A 15,758-nucleotide genomic window follows, 5' to 3' on the forward strand; every position below is an offset into this window, starting at 1 on the left:
AAAAATGGACTTTTCTTTTCCGCATGCAACTTTATTATACGGCGCTCTGTAGCAAAAGCAAGGGGAAAAATCAGAAATTCGGCAAAAAGTCCGGTTCTCCAGGCGGAGAATCGGACTTTCTGTCATTCTATTTCTCTCCTATCTCATACAGATCGGTGCGGCGGGCGGAGAGGATGGGCAGCTGCTGCCGCACGGCTTGGATGCGGGCCAGGTCCAGGTCGGCGTGCAAAATAGTTTCTTTCTCGTCAGCCCGGCAGAGCACCGTGCCCCAGGGGTCCACGGCGATGGAGTTGCCATAGGACACATATCCGGCACCCTCGTCCCGGGCGGGAGCGCAGCCCAGGGTGAAGCACTGGTTGTCCACCGCCCGCTGGCGGAACAGCAGCTCCCAGTGGGCGGGGCCGGTGGTCATGTTAAAGGCCGCCGGGACGATGATCGCCTGACAGCCCCGCAGGCACATACACCGGGAGAGCTCTTCAAAGCGCAGGTCAAAGCAGATGCACAGGCCCATCAGGCCGAATTCCGTGTCAAAGGTGGTGATCTGGTCCCCGGGGGACAGAGTGTCCGACTCCATAAAGCGCTGGCCCCCCGCCACGTCGATGTCGAACAGATGGACCTTCCGGTGCTTTGCCAAAAGCTCCCCCCGGCGGCCATAGACAAAGGAGGTATTATAGACCTTTCCGCCCTCCAGCTCGGGCAGGGAGCCGCCCACCACATAGATGCCCAGTTCCGCCGCCGTCTGGGACAGGGCCATCTGGGCGGGGCCGCCCGCCCCCTCCCCATAGGCCCGGAAGCAGCCGTTGTCATAGGGACAGCAGAACATCTCCGGCAACACCGCCATGTCCGCTCCCCCCTCCGCCGCCCGGCGGATGTGCTGACAAGCGGCGGTGATATTCCTCGCTCTGTCCGCCGTGACGGACATCTGGATGAGTGCAACGCGCATAACAGACCCTCCTGAAGTTTTGTCTGCTACCATTATAAAATGGGACCGGCGCATCTGTCCATCGCTTTTGACAGATACGCCGGCTTTTTTAGACGGGAAAAAGGGGGGTTAACATGATTTGCTCTGCTTTCCTTTGCGGGCCTCCATAACGAAGGGGGCGCAGACGGAGACGACCATCAGGAGCATCAGCACCACGCAGATGGGACGCTGGAAGAAAGTGGCGAACATAGCCGGAACGCTGCCGTTGTACAGGATCAGGCCCTGCTGCAGGGCCTCCTCTGCGATATCACCCAGGATCATGCCCAGAACGATGGGCACAATATTGAACTTATAGAGCTTTAAGAGATAGCCCACCAAGCCGAACGCCAGCATGGCATAAACATCCCGGATATTGCCCCGCACGCCATAGCAGCCGATCAAGCTCAGGTTCAGCACACAGGCGGAGAGAATGCTCTGGGGGGTCAAGGTGACCCGGGCGAAATACTTCGCTCCCAGCAAACCGATGATGACAAAGGCCAGGTTGGCCAGGAACAGGGCCATGATAAAAGGATAGGTGATGTTCTTGCCGGAGGTGAACAGACTGTAGCCCGGAGCCAGACCGTGGATGGTAAGACCGGAGAGCAGAATGGCGGTGGTAGCATTTCCAGGGATACCAAGGGTCAAAGTAGGGATCAGGGTGCCGCCGGTAACGGCGTTGTTGGCCGCTTCGCAGCAGGCCACGCCTTCCCGGGAGCCATCTCCGAACTGGTCCCGCTCCTTGGAGAACAGCTTGCCCATGTTATAGGACACATAGCTGGATACGTCGCCGCCGGTACCGGGGATGATACCCACAATAATGCCAATGATGGAGGAACGCAGATAGGTCAGCGGATAGCGGACAAAGTCCTTCAGGTGGACCCGGGAGGACTTATACCGTGCAATGTCCTCGGGATTGGCTGGTTTCAGCGCATCCCTCAAGGTGCTGAACACCTGAGATACGCTGAACAGGCCGATGACCGCTGGGATCATGGTCAGGCCGCCCATGAGATAGGTGGTGCCGAAGGTGAATCGAGCCCGGCCCATAACGGGGTCCATGCCTACACAGGCCAGCAGCAGACCAACGCAACCCATCATCAGGCCCTTTAAAATGCTCTTGGTGGACAGGGAAGCGATGATGGTCAGACCGAAGGCGGCCATCAAAAATTTCTCCTGAGCGCCGAAATTAAACGCCCACTTGGCCATCACGGGGGCGAAGAACAACAGGGCGATGGTACTGGCCTGGCCACCCCAGAAGGAGGCCACGGCCGCCTCGGTGAGGGCCTCGTGAGGCCGCCCGTGGCGGGTCATCGCATAGCCGTCCATAGCGGTGGCCGCCGCTGCGGCGGTACCGGGGGTGTTGATGAGTATGGCGGAGATGGACCCGCCGTACATAGAGCCGCAGTAGATGGCCCCCAGGAAAATCAAGGCGGTGGAGGCGTTCCAGGTGTAGGTCAAAGGGATGAGAATAGCGATACCCATGGTGGCGGTGAAGCCGGGCAGCGCACCCACGATAATACCCACCACAGTCCCGGTCAGAATGACCAGCAGATTCGAGGGGGCGAGGGCATGGAGAAAATAAGTTAGAATGTCTTGCACGATTCCGCCCTCCTTACATCAGCAGCGTCCTGGGGAAGTGGATGCCCAGGAACTTGAACAGGAAATAAAATGCGACTCCAAAGATGACGCACACGACGATGTCCCGCACCATGTTCTGTTTGTTCTTCACAGGCTCGAAGACTAAGGCGATAGCACATAGAGCCGCCACAGAGCTGACCAAAAAGCCGATAGTGGTCAATCCGGCGATCCACAGCAGGAGCAGTCCCAGCAGAATGGCGCTGCGTTTGGTCTGCTCTGGGGTGAGGGCCCACAGGCCCTGCTGCTCCCCGGGGTGCCGGGCCCACTGGATACCCTCCACCAGGATCTCCAGTCCCGCCAGGCCCAGCCCTACACAGCAGACCAGCCGGGGCCACAGGGCGGCAGACTCAGCCAGTGCGTTGCACTGAACAAGGATGAAGAGAAACAGGGCGGCACAGAGCAGAGAGGTGAAACAATTCCGTTTTTGCATACTACACTTCCTTATTAAGTGGACCGCAGGAGGCTATTTTCGTCCTGCGGTCCGCAAAGATAGTAGATGGAACAATGGGTTCAGCCCAGGGACTCCAGCACGGGCACGGCCTTTTCGATAGCGGCCTCGGCCTGCTGATCCATTTCAGCACCGGTACCAAAGCTGGGGACAAAGCCGGCGGCGGTGGCCTCAGCGACAAACTCAGGGTCGGTAAGCACGGATTCTACGGCATTCTCAAAGGCAGTCACGGCCTCGGCAGGTACATCCTTGTTATAGAAGAAACCGGCCATATTGTTGGTCTCATACCCTTCATAGCCCAGGTCGGACAGGGTGGGCACGTCCTGCAGAGACTCCACGGTGGACTTGCTGCCCAGGTTGATGACGGCGTGGTTGTCCTCGCGGGCCAGCAGGTCGGCCTCGCCATAGACGGCGGCGTTAACCTCGCCGCCCATCATGGCGGTGTAGCAGTCGGCGGTGCCGCCGGAGTAGGGCACGGAGACAGCGTCCAGCCCCTCACCCACCAGGAAGGAGGCAAAGGCCAGGTGTCCGTTGCCGCCGTTGCCTACGTTGGCATAGGTGAACTTGCCGGGGTTCTCCTTAATATAGTCCAGAATCTCCTGGGCGGAGCGGGTCTCGCTGTCAGGGACGATGAGATACATGGGCTGGCTGGAGGTGCGTGCCACAGAGGTCAGATCGTCATAGGTATAGGCGGTGTCGCCGCCGAGAGGCTTGTACACCACAGGGGTGGCCAGAGTGTAGAGAATGGTATAGCCGTCAGCGGCGTAGTTGGACAGATACTCGGTGGTACCGATGGTACCGGAACCGCCCTCGGCGTTGACAATGACCAGGTTGGTGCCCAGGGCCTTCTCCAGCTTGGACTGCATCAGACGGATCTGGTTGTCCGTAGCGCTGCCAGCTTTAAAGGGAACCACCACGGTGATGGGGGAGTCAAAGGAGAACGCACTGTCACCGGAGGCAGAGCCACCGGCAGAAGAGCTGCCGGCGGAGGCCGCGGGGGCACTGCTGCTACAGGCGGCCATGGACAGGGACATCACACAGGCCAGGGCAAAGGCAAGGATCTTTTTCATGGGACGCACCTCCAAAAAACTTTTATCTATTTTTTATTTATTTTCTTATTTATACCGGGCGCGGAACAGGGGGCGCAGTTCGGAGATGGGGGCCTTGCTCTCGATGAGCTGGCGCATACGCTCCTCGCTGGCGGCGATCTTCAGGCACTGCTCCAGAACGGGCTCGGCCAGCTCATAGGGGACGATGCACACGCCGGAGTCGTCGGCCACCATCAGGTCGCCGGGGATGACCAGCTTGCCGCACAGGGTGACGGGGCCGTTCATCTCCACACACTCCATGCGGTACTTGCCGGTGATCTGGGTGGTGCCGCAGGAGAAGACGGGGTAGTTATAGTCCCGGATGGAGGACACGTCCCGGCAGCAGCCATTAACGATGTTGCCGGCAAAGCCGCAATTCTTGCCCACGGTGCAGCTCTGGCCGCCCATGTTGGACACATCCAGGTTGCCGCCGAAGTCAGACACCAGCACATCGCCGGGCTCGCCGATATAATAGATGTCACGGGTGGACATGGCGATAAAGTCGTGGTCGTGGGCACCCTGGGTGGGGGTCTTGCGCACGGGGATATTGCGGATGGTCACGGCAGGGCCGCAGATCTTGCTGCCGGGGATGACAGGCTTGAGATAGGAGGAGGGGATGGCCCCGTCGATGCCATAGCTGTCCAGCACGTCGGAGACGGTGGTGGACATGTCGTCCATGGACAGATAGCCGTCGATGATCTCCTTCTTCACCCGGGGGAACTTGATCTTGGTGATGCGCTCACGGGGGACCAGGCCCCAGATGCGGCCGGCGGCCTCATACTCGGCGTAGTCCTTGTCCCGCTGGGCACGCAGCTCCGCCACTTCCTTGTTGTACACTTCGACCTGACTGAGATCCATACTTTCAGCAACTCCTTTGCAATGATCCGTTCATTCAAAACGTTTCCAGAGGGGAAACTAAGTTCACCGATATCCTAGCATAATGCAAGAAACACTTCAAGGATTTTCGAGTGTCCCAGAGCAAGTTCGGAGTTGTGAATAATTTCAGGTTTCCAAATTGATAGAATAAAGCAATAAAGTTTTCTGATGAGAAACTTTCCAGCGTATCGTTTCCGGTTATTTCAGGGAGTCACCCACGGTTCCCCGGGTCAGGTCCCGGGACATTTCGGCAGCGATCTCCGTCACCAGGAAGATATACCGCTCCCGCTTGGCATCGTCCACCCGCATCCGGGGGGCCCCGATGGAGATGGCCGCCCACACAGAGCCGGACTCATCCCGCACCGGCGCGCCGATGCCGATGGTCTCGATGTTCAGCTCCCCGTCACTGATGGCATACCCCTGCTTGCGGATGTTGGCATACTCCTCCAAAAGGGCCTGGGGGGAGGTGATGGTGCGGGGGGTAAATGGGGTGAGGGGCTCGTCCATCAGGCGGCGGCGGATCTCCTCTTCATCTTGAAAGGCCCCCAACACTTTTCCGGTGGAACCGGCGTACAGAGGCCGCTCCTGGCCCACGCTGCCCGCCACCCGCACCAGCTGCAGGCTCTCCTCCCGGTAGATTAGGTTGGCCTTCCCCCCTACCAGCATACTGAAGGAGGCGTTCTCCCCCGTCAGGTCCCGCAGACGGATGAGATAGGGCCGTATCATCCGGGACAGGCCGATGCGGTCCTCATAGGTCTTGCCCAGGATATACACCGCCGGGCCCAGGGTATATTTCCGATCTAACGTCTGGGCGGCCAGTCCGTTCTGGACCAGTGCGGCCAGCAGCTTATAGGTGCCGCTTTTGCTGCACCCGATCTTCTCCCCCAGCTCGGTCACGCCGTGGACATAAGGCGCCAGCCCCAGCAGCTTGAGCAGGGCGGCAGTCTTTTCAGCTGAATTCATAGTTCTGCTCCTTCCAAAAGCATGTTTATGCCATTGTACAGGGTTTCCAAATCAGCGTCAAGCGTTTCCTGTTCGGAAACCCTTTGTTTCTTGCAAGAATGGCTGCATTTTTATCCGAGGAAGAAAATAGCGGTGGCATTTTTCCGAGGAATCAGGTATGATAAATACATTCTGTCTCGTGTTTCCCGCCCCCTGTGGGGGAGGAATACAAAAACTTTTACGAAGTACGGAAGGAGAGAGGACCATGATCGTCATTGCCTGCGTGGATGACCGGATGGGGATGCTGTTCAACCGCCGCCGCCAGAGCCAGGATTCTGCTCTGCGGCAGCGTCTGCTGGAGCGGGCGGCGGGGCGGCCCGTCTGGATGTCGGAATACTCCGCCCGGCAGTTTGCCGATTGTCCGGCCAACAACATCCGGGTCAGCGACCGCTGTGCCGACCGGGCCGGGACGGGAGAGCTGTGGTTTGTGGAGGACGGGCGGGAGCTCATCGGGGCCCGGGGGGCGGAGGAGCTGGTGCTCTACCGCTGGAACCGGAGCTATCCCGGGGACGTGACCTTCCCCTGGCCCCTGACAGGCTGGACCCTGACGGAGACGGCTGACTTTCCCGGCACATCCCACGAGAAGATCACAGAGGAGGTCTACAGACCATGACACGACTGAACCACTGGAAGTTAAAGCTCTTCCCACTGCTGCTTGCCCTGGTGCTGGCCCTGTCCGCCTGCCAGGGCGCTCTGCCCGGAGACTGGAGCTATGCGGGAGGCGGGGCCGTCTCCCTGGACGACATCCCCGCCTATTCCGGCCAGGCTTACATCGCCGTCAACGACAACCAGCCATTTTTTACCCAGGACGAGCTGACCACACAGGCGTTTGAAACATACAGCGAGCTGGACAGCCTGGGCCGCTGCGGCACGGCTTACGCCAACATCTGCCGGGAGCTGATGCCAACCGAGCCCCGGGGGGAGATCGGCTCGGTAAAGCCCACGGGCTGGCAGAGCGTGAAATATGACTTTGTGGACGGCAAGTCTCTGTACAACCGCTGCCACCTCATCGGCTTTCAGCTGGCGGGGGAGAACGCCAACCCCAAGAACCTCATCACCGGCACCCGGTATCTGAACATCGAGGGGATGCTCCCCTTTGAAAACCTGGTGGCCGACTATGTAAAGGAGACGGACCAGCATGTGCTCTATCGGGTCACCCCCGTGTTCCAGGGCCAGGATCTAGTGGCCCGGGGCGTGCTGATGGAGGGCCTGTCCGTGGAGGACAGCGGCGAGGGCGTGACCTTCTGTGTCTACGCCTATAACGTGCAGCCCGGGGTGGACATCGACTACGCCACCGGGGACAACCGCGCCTCTGACAGCCAGAGCGCCGGGGATGCCAGCCAGCCCGACAGCAGCCAGGGGACTTATGTGCTGAACATCAGCTCGAAAAAGTTCCACCTGCCCAGCTGCGGCGGCGTGAAGGACATCAAGTCGGAAAACCGCCAGGACTACACCGGCCCCCGCCAGGCCCTCATCGACCAGGGCTATCAGCCCTGCGGGCGGTGCAAGCCATAAAATTTTTGCCCAAAATTTTTGTCATAGATGTACGAAACCGTCCCACTCTCGGGACGGTTTCTCTTTGGGTAAAAGGGACTTTTTTCGTCCCGGATATCAAGGAGGAATTTTCTATGGCAAGCAGCAAGCACACCACACAGTATCAGCTCAACCAGTGGCAGGCTGGGGACCCGGTGCTGCGGGAGGACTTCAACAGTGACAACCTGAAACTGGAAAACGCCCTGGCCGCTCTGGCCGCCGCCCTTGCTACCAAAGCGGGAAACGACCAGCTGTCCGCGGCGGAGCAGACCATCCCAAAAGTGGCCGCCGGCTCCTATGTGGGCGACGGGACAGCCAGCAAAAGCATCTCCCTCCCCTTCACCCCCAAGGCGGTGTATGTCTGCCCCAGTCACGGCGGCACCCTGTGGATCCCCGAGGGCTCTGGCAACGGCACCACCTATACCTACGGCGGTCTGGCCGTCACGGGACAGAACGCCGTCACCTGGCGGGGCGGCCACGACGTGGTGGCCATCCAGACCGGCGGCTTCACCGCCTATTACGCCCACTACAGCAACGAGTTCATGTACGCCGCCGCCAACATGGAAAACCAGACCTATGTGTTCATCGCCATTGGATAAACGCACAAAAAAATTGCCGGAAGCCGATTTTTTCTCGGCTTCCGGCATTTTTTGTTGATTTTAACGTCTGTCCCGGATATGCAGCAGCTTGGTCACCGTCACAGCCCTTGCCCCCGGGCCGATGTGACAGGCCACGCTGAGGGACAGGGGGGCCATGTAGATCTCATAGCCGGGGAAGGCCTCCTCCAGCTCGCCCTTCCACTCCTGGGCGCTGTCGGCATCGCCGGTGTAGGCGGCGGCCACATATAGGTTCTCCGGCCCCTGGCTGTCGGCAAAGTCGGTGTCCATGGTGTGGCGGACGGCCTCGATCATGGCCTTTTTGGCGGCCTTCCAGCCCCGGGTCTTGGAGAAGGCATCCAGCTTTTCCCCCTTGATGCGCAGCACGGGCTTTAGATTCAGCACCGTGCCGATGGCGGCGGCGGCGGGAGTGAGGCGGCCGCCCTTTTTCAGATATTTCAGGGTGTCCACCGTGATATAGATGTCCGAGTCGAACTTGGTCCGCTCCAGCTCTTCCTTGATCTCGGCCGCCGTCAAGCCCTTCTCCGCCATGGTCTTGGCATCCATCACCGACTGGAGCTGGGTGACGGAGATGCGCTGGTTGTTCACCACCTGCACCCGCCCGTCATAGTCGTCGGCCAGGATCTGGGCCGTCTGGCAGGAGCTGCTCAGCCCGCTGGACATGGGGATGTGGACCACCGCGTCATGGTCCTTCAGCAGGGTGTCCCACAGCTCGGTCACATCGCCGGGGGCGGGCTGGCTGGTCTTTACATCGGCCCCCTGGGCCAGATAGTCATAAAACTGCTCCTGGGTCAGGGTGATGTCCTCCAAAAACAGCTCGTCGTTGATATAAAAAGGCATGGGCAGCACCCACACGCCCAGTTGCTTGCTCTGCGCCTGGGTGATGCCGCTGTTGCTGTCCGTCACGATGGCGATCTTCTGCATAATATACCTCTCTTGAAAAATAACATTCCCTTACAAGAAGCCATTATAGCCTCCCTATGACAGAAGTCAAGCAGCGCTCACTGCTTCTTCTGCAGCTTTTTTCTTGTTCCGTCGGGGTACTGGACATAGGTATTCTCCAGGTGGGCGATGAGCTGCTGCTTGTGGGCATCGATATACTCCCGGTGCAGGGCGGCCCGCTCGGCCTCCTCTTCGGCCGTCAGCCCCTCGGGACTCTTTCTCTTCTTGGCCAGCTCGTTGATCCGGGCGATCTTTTCTGCTTCCATGATCTGTTCCTCCTAATGATACATCCGCCGGAAGGTTTTCCACATTCTCCGGCAGTTTTGTGGATAAAGATTTAAATATAGCGCTCCAGCACCAGCATGGTGCGGCCCTTCCGGGACTGGCCGGGGACCTCCTTCACCACGCACTTGCCCAGCCCCCGGCAGGTGAGCACGTCACCCTCCTCCACCTGATGGTCGCCCTTCAGGCACTCCCGGTGGTTCACTGCCACCTTGCCCGCGGACACATAGCCCGCCGCCTTGGACCGGGACAGGGAAAAGCCCGCTGCCAGCACCGCATCCAGCCGTGGGGTGGCCACCGTGTCCCGGATGGTCTTCACGGCGGCCTGGGCGGGGCACAGCTCGCCCACAGGGATCTCCCGCACCGAGACCTTCCACCGCCCGGCGCTCTCCCACTGGGAGAGCAAAATGGGCAGCGTCTGGCGCAGCACGGCCACCTGACAGCGGCCCTTCTCCGGGAACAGGATGTCCCCCAGCTTCTCCCGGGTAAGCCCCAGGCCCATCAGGGCCCCCAGTACATCCCGGTGCCCCAGGTCGGCGTTTGCGGGGAAGGTGCCCTCCACCGCCGCTACCGGACCCTCCGGGTCGCCCGTCACGTCCTCCGGCTCCTGCCAATCAGGGAGAAAGACGCAGGCGGTGCGCTCGGCGTCGGGATAGCCGCCCCAGAACAGGCTTCTGACCGGCCCGCACAGCCGCAGCATGTCCTCCACCGCCCCCCGCTCCCCGGGGGAGAGGAAGGACGTGTGGGCGGGCACCCCCCGGTTTTGGGCCAGCTCCAGCTTGTCCATCACCCGGGCCAGCAGCACCCGCTCCTCCCCGCTGCGGGCGCAGCGGTCCAGAAGGTCTTTTTTGTTCATGGCCATGCTCCTTCGTTTCAAATGCTCCAGATTTTTTCGCTGAGCTGATAGAGCATTCTTTGCCGCTCCTCAATGCTCTGCTTGTTCCACTCCGTCCAGGCCGTCAACATCCCATTGGTCCGATTGATCGCAGTATCCTTCCCCTGGTCCACCAGCGCCGGAAGAGATTTTGTCAGATAGAATCTGGATTTTCGGTACGCCTCACACTTTTCCTTGTATGTGCTGTTTTGGATGGAGCGGTTTATGCTGTTTTCCAGCAGGGTCAGATTTCCCAGACGATTCAAATAAACCGGGAATTCCTCCTCACTCACGCCATAGACCTGTTTATCCTCACATGTCTGGGGCATGATGTGTTCAATCTCTACACCAGGACCAGTATAAAGGGCGATGCTCTGCGGCTCCTGCTGCCCCATACACATGGCCTCTACATAGGCCGTGATTTTTCCCAAAATAAACTTGACCCGGTATTGCTGCATACTGTTCAGCCCCAGGCGCATAAAGTTCAGCTCATTATCCTGCTTCCACTCCTGTATCACGGGCATCACTCCGCGGTCAATGAATGTGGTCAGCTGGTCATTTGTTTGAATGGCCCGTATCTCCCTGCACCACAGGGAGAACCGCCGCTCCGTCACATTGGTCGCCACATGATTGATGACGGCATAGTAGACAATGGATTCAACCAGGCCCTTAAACCGGGCCAGTGCGCTTTGTTCCATGTTAGAGGCAGCCAGAAGCAGCATCAAATGCAGCCGATAAGACCGTCCCGCCAAAAGCGGGATATTCTCCAGATGTTCATTCCCGTCAGCATGGTCAGCCGGAAAGCGGTATCTTGCATAGAGTTCCGCCCCGTGCTCCAGCTTCTGAACAAACTGAAAGGGCCTGTCCTCATAGTGGCACTGGTCATTGTTGTTTTTAAACTAGGTATAGATCTGGTCCTCCCGCAATATCTGGTCCCGCTCCATCTCTGTGCTGTAATTGGCCATGATGAAATAACGCAGAAACCGCAGGGGCTTTTCGTCAATCTGCTCCAGCTTGCGGATAATCTGTTTCCAGGTCAGATTTAACTCTTTAAATTGTTCCCGCTCTACCTGACGGAAAATCATATTTTTCATTAAATCCATGGGGTCCAGACCCTTGCCTCGCTGGTTAATCGTCTCAAATATTTTCAGTGCGTCGGTAATGTCATGGGTCTCGATGCGGATAAAGCTGGTTTTTACAAGAAAGAAGGCTACGAATTTCCGCAGTTCCTCCTTTTGCGGGAAGTGATCGTCTATCCATTTTTGTGCCAGATGAAACGCCTCAAACAGCCGCCGCCCAGATTGGGACAGTTCCCCAGCTCCGGGTTCATTTTTTTCGATCTGCTCCAGATACCCTTTTGCATCCTCATACTGAAGCTGCACATGATAGCGGTGGTCGATGTCTCCGTCTGCATTATAGGCAGAGCTGAAGATCAAGTTGTCAATGATCCCGGTCTGATCTCCAAAGCGCTTCAGCGCCGCTTTGATGGCACACAGGATGATAAAAAAAGTTGTCAGCCGCTGCTGGCCGTCGATGAGCTCAAAATTATTCTCGTTGGCGTAAGTGACCATCGTCCCTAAAAAATACGCCTTCTTGGGGTCTGCCTCATAGGCTTCCAGCAGGTCGAACAGCAGCTGTTCCACCTGGGCGCCCTCCCATACATATTCCCGCTGATAGTCCGGCACAACATAAAAATCCTGAAATGCCGAATTTACAGTTTGATCGCTGTACTTGATATAACTATCCGCCACAGAGCTCCCCCGCTTTCTCTCATCTGTCTGAATTCAGGTCGATTATACATGATTTGGCTGGCTTTTACAAGCGTGCGGCTGGAGTCTTAAAAAAAACGGCGTTTTTTTCTCGTTTTTTCGCATGTAAACTCTTGACAATCTCTGACTTTCCGATATAATAATAAAGTCTGTTTCAAGCGATGATGCAGGCATATCCTTGCTCCCGGTGCAAGGCCGGGGGCCATACGTCCATAAGGAGGTGCAAGTAAAATGGCAAAGATCAATGCGAACTACGAGGCGGTCTACATTCTGAACCCTTCTCTGAGCGAGGAGCAGATCGCCGCTCTGGTGGCCAAGTTCAAGGCCGTCGTGGAAGCCAACGGTACCGTTTCCGAGGTTGACGAGTGGGGCAAGCGCCGTCTGGCCTATCCCATCAACGACCTGATGGAGGGTTACTACGTTCTGATGACCTTCAACGCCGCCGCCGCGATCCCCGCTGAGCTGGATCGTATCTTCCGTATTACCGACGGCGTGATGCGTTCCCTGATCGTCTGCAAGGACCAGTAAGGGAGGAGCACTATGCTCAACAAAATTTTCATCATGGGCCGCCTGACCCGTGACCCCGAGCTTCGCCGCACCCAGACCGGCACGCCTGTGGCGTCCTTCTCCCTGGCCGTTGACCGGGACTTCAAGGACCGGAACACCGGCGAGCGCACCACCGATTTTATCGACTGCGTGGCCTGGCGGCAGACCGGGGAATTCGTCAGCCGTTACTTCACGAAGGGCCGCATGGCCATCGTGGAGGGCCGTCTTCAGATCCGCGATTGGACGGATAAAGAGGGCAACAAGCGCCGCTCTGCCGAGGTGGTGGCTGACCAGGTCTATTTCGGCGATTCCAAGCGGGACAGCGAGAACGGCGGTTACTCCGCCGGCTACAGCCAGCAGCAGGGCGGCTATGCCCCCAGCAATTCCGGCTACTCCGCGCCCGCCGCACCCTCCGGCTATGGGGCCCCTCCCGCGGACGGGGACCAGTTTGCCGAGCTTTCTGATGACGACGGCGAGCTGCCGTTTTGACTTTGACCGTATCTGGTCGTAAAAGGAGGTAACATCCATGGCTATGGAACGTGATAACAGAGCTCCCCGCGGCCGCAAGCGCCGCAAGGTCTGCGCCTTCTGCGTTGACAAGGTGGAGTGCATCGACTATAAGGACGCCGCCAAGCTGCGCCGGTTCACTTCTGAGCGGGCCAAGATCCTGCCCCGCCGCACCACCGGCACCTGCGCCATGCATCAGCGCCAGCTGACTGAGGCCATCAAGCGCGCCCGTCAGATCGCCCTGCTGCCCTACGTCACCGACTAATTTGTGACTGGCTTTTTCTGGCCGCACCCATTGGGTGCGGCCGTTTTTTATGCCCATCTTGGCCCTCACAGCGGGAAACAAGCTGGGGTCGATGTCCTCATCCGCCCGCAGCGTGTCGATAACCCCCTTTCTGTCATTCCGAGGAGCGAAGCGACGTGGCAATCCGTCTCTCATCGCAAAACTTTTCCGCCAAAAAGCAAAAAAGTTTGCTTTTCCTGTTTACAGTCACGCTTTAATGCGTTATAGTTATTAGGAAGCGGCACGGCCTGTCGTGGCGCTATCGGTCTACAGCCGAAAGGAGCAGCGTTATGGCGAAAACAGAACACCGGCAGCGCAGTCTGGCGCTTTACGAGACCATCCTGAAATTAAAGGACCTGGACGAGTGCTGCAAGTTCTTCGACGACCTGTGTACCCCCACAGAGCTGCGCTCTATGGAGCAGCGCTTTGATGTGGCGGTGTATCTCCAGCAGGGACTGGTCTATCTGGACATTCTGGACAAGACGGGGGCCAGCAGTGCCACCATCAGTCGGGTCCGGCGGTCAATGCTGGACAACGGCGCAGGGGGCGTGATGGAGACGGTCATCCGCCGGGAGGGCCTGGGCCAGCGGGATGAGTCTGAAGCTAAGAAACCCGAATAATGAGAAGATAAAGAGAAAGCAGGGAGCTAAGTATGAAACAACTGATGTTGGGCAACGCCGCCGTTGCCCGTGGGCTGTATGAGGCGGGATGCTGCGTGATCTCCAGCTATCCCGGCACCCCCAGCACCGAGATCACCGAGGAGGCCGTGAAGTTCCCCGAAATCTACTGCGAGTGGGCCCCCAACGAGAAGGTGGCCATGGAGGTGGCCTTTGGTGCCAGCCTGGCGGGAAAGCGGTCCTTCTGCGGCATGAAGCATGTGGGCCTGAACGTGGCCGCCGATCCCCTGTTCACCATGTCCTACACCGGCGTGAACGGCGGCGTGGTCATCGGCGTGGCTGACGACGCGGGGATGCACTCCTCTCAGAACGAGCAGGACTCCCGCCACCACGCCATCGCCGCCAAGGTCCCCATGCTGGAGCCCTCTGACTCCGCCGAGGCCCTGGAGTTTGCCAAGCTGGCCTACGACCTGTCTGAGCAGTTCGACACCCCGGTGCTGCTGAAGATGTGTACCCGGGTGTCCCACTCCCAGTCCCTGGTGGAGCTGGGAGTGCGGGAAGAGCGGCCCTGCATCCCCTATGAGAAGAACCTCGCCAAATATGTCATGATGCCGGGCAACGCCATCCGCCGCCACCCCTTTGTGGAGGAGCGCACCCGCAAGCTGCAGGAGTGGGCGGAGACCGCCCCCATCAACCGGGTGGAGATGGGCGGCACCAAGATGGGCATCATCACCTCCTCCACCTCCTATCAGTATGTGAAGGAGGTCTTTGGCGACTCCGTCTCCGTGCTGAAGCTGGGCATGGCCAACCCCCTGCCCGTCAAGCTCCTCCGGGACTTCGCCGCAAAGGTGGATCAACTGGTGGTGGTGGAGGAGCTGGACCCCATCATTGAGAACCACTGCCGTGCCCTGGGGCTGGAGGTGTCCGGCAAGGACGTGCTGCCCATGGAGGGCGAGTTCTCCCAGAACCTGATCGCCGCCAGACTGGGCGGGCAGGTACATACCGGCGCAGGCCTGGACGAGGTCATCCCCAACCGTCCCCCCGTCATGTGCGCCGGCTGTCCCCACCGGGGCCTGTTCTACACCCTGAGCAAGAATCAGTGTACCGTTCTGGGCGACATCGGCTGCTATACCCTGGGCGCAGTGGCCCCCCTGGCCGCCATGGATATGACCCTGTGCATGGGCGCTTCCATTTCCGCCATCCACGGCTTTAACAAGGCCCTGGGGGAGCAGAGCCAGGGCAAGACGGTGGCCGTCATCGGCGACTCCACCTTTATGCACTCCGGCATGACGGGCCTTGCCAACATCGCCTATAACCAGTCCAACTCCACCGTCATCATCCTGGACAACTCCATCACCGGCATGACCGGCCACCAGCAGAACCCCACCACCGGCTATAACATCAAGGGCGACCCCGCCGGGAAGATCGACCTGGAGGCCCTGTGCCGGGCCATGGGCTTCAACCGGGTTCGGGTGGTGGACCCCTATGACCTGAAGGCCTGCGACCAGGCCGTGAAGGAGGAGCTCTCCGCCGACGAGCCCTCGGTCATCATCTCCCGCCGCCCCTGCGCCCTGCTGAAATATGTCAAGCACAGCGCCCCCCTGGCGGTGGACACGGACAAGTGCGTGGGCTGCAAGAACTGCATGAAGATCGGCTGTCCCGCCATCTCCATTCGACAGGGCAAGGCCCACGTGGACAACACCCTGTGTGTGGGCTGCGGCGTGTGTGAGCAGCTGTGCGGCGTGAAAGCCTTCCACAGCACCAAAAAGGAGGGCTGA

19 protein-coding genes are annotated in these 15,758 nt (G+C 59.1%); 8 read left to right on the top strand and 11 right to left on the bottom strand.

All coding sequences use genetic code 11. The annotated features are described in order from the left end of the window. Positions 1–127: 127 nt before the first annotated feature. The 6 genes from H8S55_RS01905 to H8S55_RS01930 form a co-directional block, all read right to left on the bottom strand. On the bottom strand, positions 128–943 hold the full coding sequence (locus tag H8S55_RS01905) for a carbon-nitrogen hydrolase family protein (protein ID WP_186877570.1): 816 nt from the start codon (positions 941–943) through the stop codon (positions 128–130). A gap of 108 nt (positions 944–1,051) precedes the next feature. Then, complete coding sequence (locus H8S55_RS01910) at positions 1,052–2,557, bottom strand: tripartite tricarboxylate transporter permease (RefSeq protein WP_186877571.1); 1,506 nt, start codon at positions 2,555–2,557, stop codon at positions 1,052–1,054. Positions 2,558–2,570: 13 nt separating this feature from the next. Beyond that, complete coding sequence (locus H8S55_RS01915; RefSeq protein WP_186877572.1) at positions 2,571–3,026, bottom strand: tripartite tricarboxylate transporter TctB family protein; 456 nt, start codon at positions 3,024–3,026, stop codon at positions 2,571–2,573. Between the two features lie 80 nt (positions 3,027–3,106). Beyond that, positions 3,107–4,114 carry a tripartite tricarboxylate transporter substrate binding protein gene (locus H8S55_RS01920; protein ID WP_186877573.1) on the bottom strand — a complete coding sequence of 336 codons (1,008 nt, stop codon included), beginning with the start codon at positions 4,112–4,114 and terminating at the stop codon, positions 3,107–3,109. Positions 4,115–4,159: 45 nt separating this feature from the next. Beyond that, entirely contained in the window at positions 4,160–4,990 is an 831-nt protein-coding gene (locus tag H8S55_RS01925) for an RraA family protein (RefSeq protein ID WP_147561883.1), read from the bottom strand. A gap of 216 nt (positions 4,991–5,206) precedes the next feature. Continuing rightward, entirely contained in the window at positions 5,207–5,971 is a 765-nt protein-coding gene (locus H8S55_RS01930; RefSeq protein ID WP_147561885.1) for an IclR family transcriptional regulator, read from the bottom strand. 244 nt (positions 5,972–6,215) lie between these two features. Here H8S55_RS01930 and H8S55_RS01935 point away from each other — a divergent pair, with 244 nt between their 5' ends. The 3 genes from H8S55_RS01935 (at position 6,216) to H8S55_RS01945 (ending at position 8,142) form a co-directional block, all read left to right on the top strand. Then, positions 6,216–6,623 carry a ribonuclease Z gene (locus tag H8S55_RS01935; RefSeq protein ID WP_186877574.1) on the top strand — a complete coding sequence of 136 codons (408 nt, stop codon included), beginning with the start codon at positions 6,216–6,218 and terminating at the stop codon, positions 6,621–6,623. Then, a complete protein-coding gene (locus H8S55_RS01940) occupies positions 6,620–7,525 on the top strand; it encodes a DNA/RNA non-specific endonuclease (RefSeq protein ID WP_186877575.1) in 906 nt (301 codons plus the stop codon). The genes H8S55_RS01935 and H8S55_RS01940 overlap by 4 nt, the downstream gene beginning before the upstream one ends. Before the next feature lie 113 nt (positions 7,526–7,638). Continuing rightward, a complete protein-coding gene (locus H8S55_RS01945; protein WP_186877576.1) occupies positions 7,639–8,142 on the top strand; it encodes a hypothetical protein in 504 nt (167 codons plus the stop codon). Between the two features lie 60 nt (positions 8,143–8,202). On the opposite strand, the gene H8S55_RS01950 is transcribed toward H8S55_RS01945, so the two are convergent. The 5 genes from H8S55_RS01950 to H8S55_RS01970 form a co-directional block, all read right to left on the bottom strand. Continuing rightward, complete coding sequence (locus tag H8S55_RS01950) at positions 8,203–9,084, bottom strand: DegV family protein (protein ID WP_186877577.1); 882 nt, start codon at positions 9,082–9,084, stop codon at positions 8,203–8,205. Between the two features lie 77 nt (positions 9,085–9,161). Continuing rightward, a complete protein-coding gene (locus H8S55_RS01955; protein WP_186877578.1) occupies positions 9,162–9,368 on the bottom strand; it encodes a DUF896 domain-containing protein in 207 nt (68 codons plus the stop codon). 71 nt (positions 9,369–9,439) lie between these two features. Beyond that, the gene (locus tag H8S55_RS01960; RefSeq protein ID WP_186877579.1) at positions 9,440–10,240 is read right to left on the bottom strand and encodes a YlmH family RNA-binding protein; all 801 of its coding nucleotides are present in this window, start codon (positions 10,238–10,240) and stop codon (positions 9,440–9,442) included. Positions 10,241–10,257: 17 nt separating this feature from the next. Then, a complete protein-coding gene (locus H8S55_RS01965) occupies positions 10,258–10,956 on the bottom strand; it encodes an HNH endonuclease family protein (protein ID WP_186877580.1) in 699 nt (232 codons plus the stop codon). 201 nt (positions 10,957–11,157) lie between these two features. Next, entirely contained in the window at positions 11,158–12,009 is an 852-nt protein-coding gene (locus H8S55_RS01970) for a DUF262 domain-containing protein (RefSeq protein WP_186877581.1), read from the bottom strand. Between the two features lie 249 nt (positions 12,010–12,258). Between H8S55_RS01970 and rpsF the strand changes: the two genes are divergently transcribed. The 5 genes from rpsF to iorA all read left to right on the top strand — a co-directional run bounded on the left by rpsF (position 12,259) and on the right by iorA (position 15,758). After that, positions 12,259–12,555, top strand: coding sequence for a 30S ribosomal protein S6 (gene rpsF, locus H8S55_RS01975; RefSeq protein WP_147561903.1), 297 nt, complete (start codon positions 12,259–12,261; stop codon positions 12,553–12,555). Between the two features lie 12 nt (positions 12,556–12,567). Beyond that, on the top strand, positions 12,568–13,062 hold the full coding sequence (locus tag H8S55_RS01980) for a single-stranded DNA-binding protein (protein ID WP_186877582.1): 495 nt from the start codon (positions 12,568–12,570) through the stop codon (positions 13,060–13,062). A gap of 43 nt (positions 13,063–13,105) precedes the next feature. After that, a complete protein-coding gene (rpsR, locus tag H8S55_RS01985) occupies positions 13,106–13,345 on the top strand; it encodes a 30S ribosomal protein S18 (RefSeq protein ID WP_374740045.1) in 240 nt (79 codons plus the stop codon). Positions 13,346–13,653: 308 nt separating this feature from the next. After that, positions 13,654–13,983, top strand: a complete 330-nt coding sequence (locus H8S55_RS01990) for a YerC/YecD family TrpR-related protein (protein WP_147561911.1) — start codon at positions 13,654–13,656, stop codon at positions 13,981–13,983. Positions 13,984–14,015: 32 nt separating this feature from the next. Further along, a complete protein-coding gene (gene iorA, locus H8S55_RS01995) occupies positions 14,016–15,758 on the top strand; it encodes an indolepyruvate ferredoxin oxidoreductase subunit alpha (RefSeq protein ID WP_186877583.1) in 1,743 nt (580 codons plus the stop codon).

This window comes from Flintibacter faecis, from assembly GCF_014287875.1.
GTDB lineage: Bacteria > Bacillota > Clostridia > Oscillospirales > Oscillospiraceae > Lawsonibacter > Lawsonibacter faecis_A.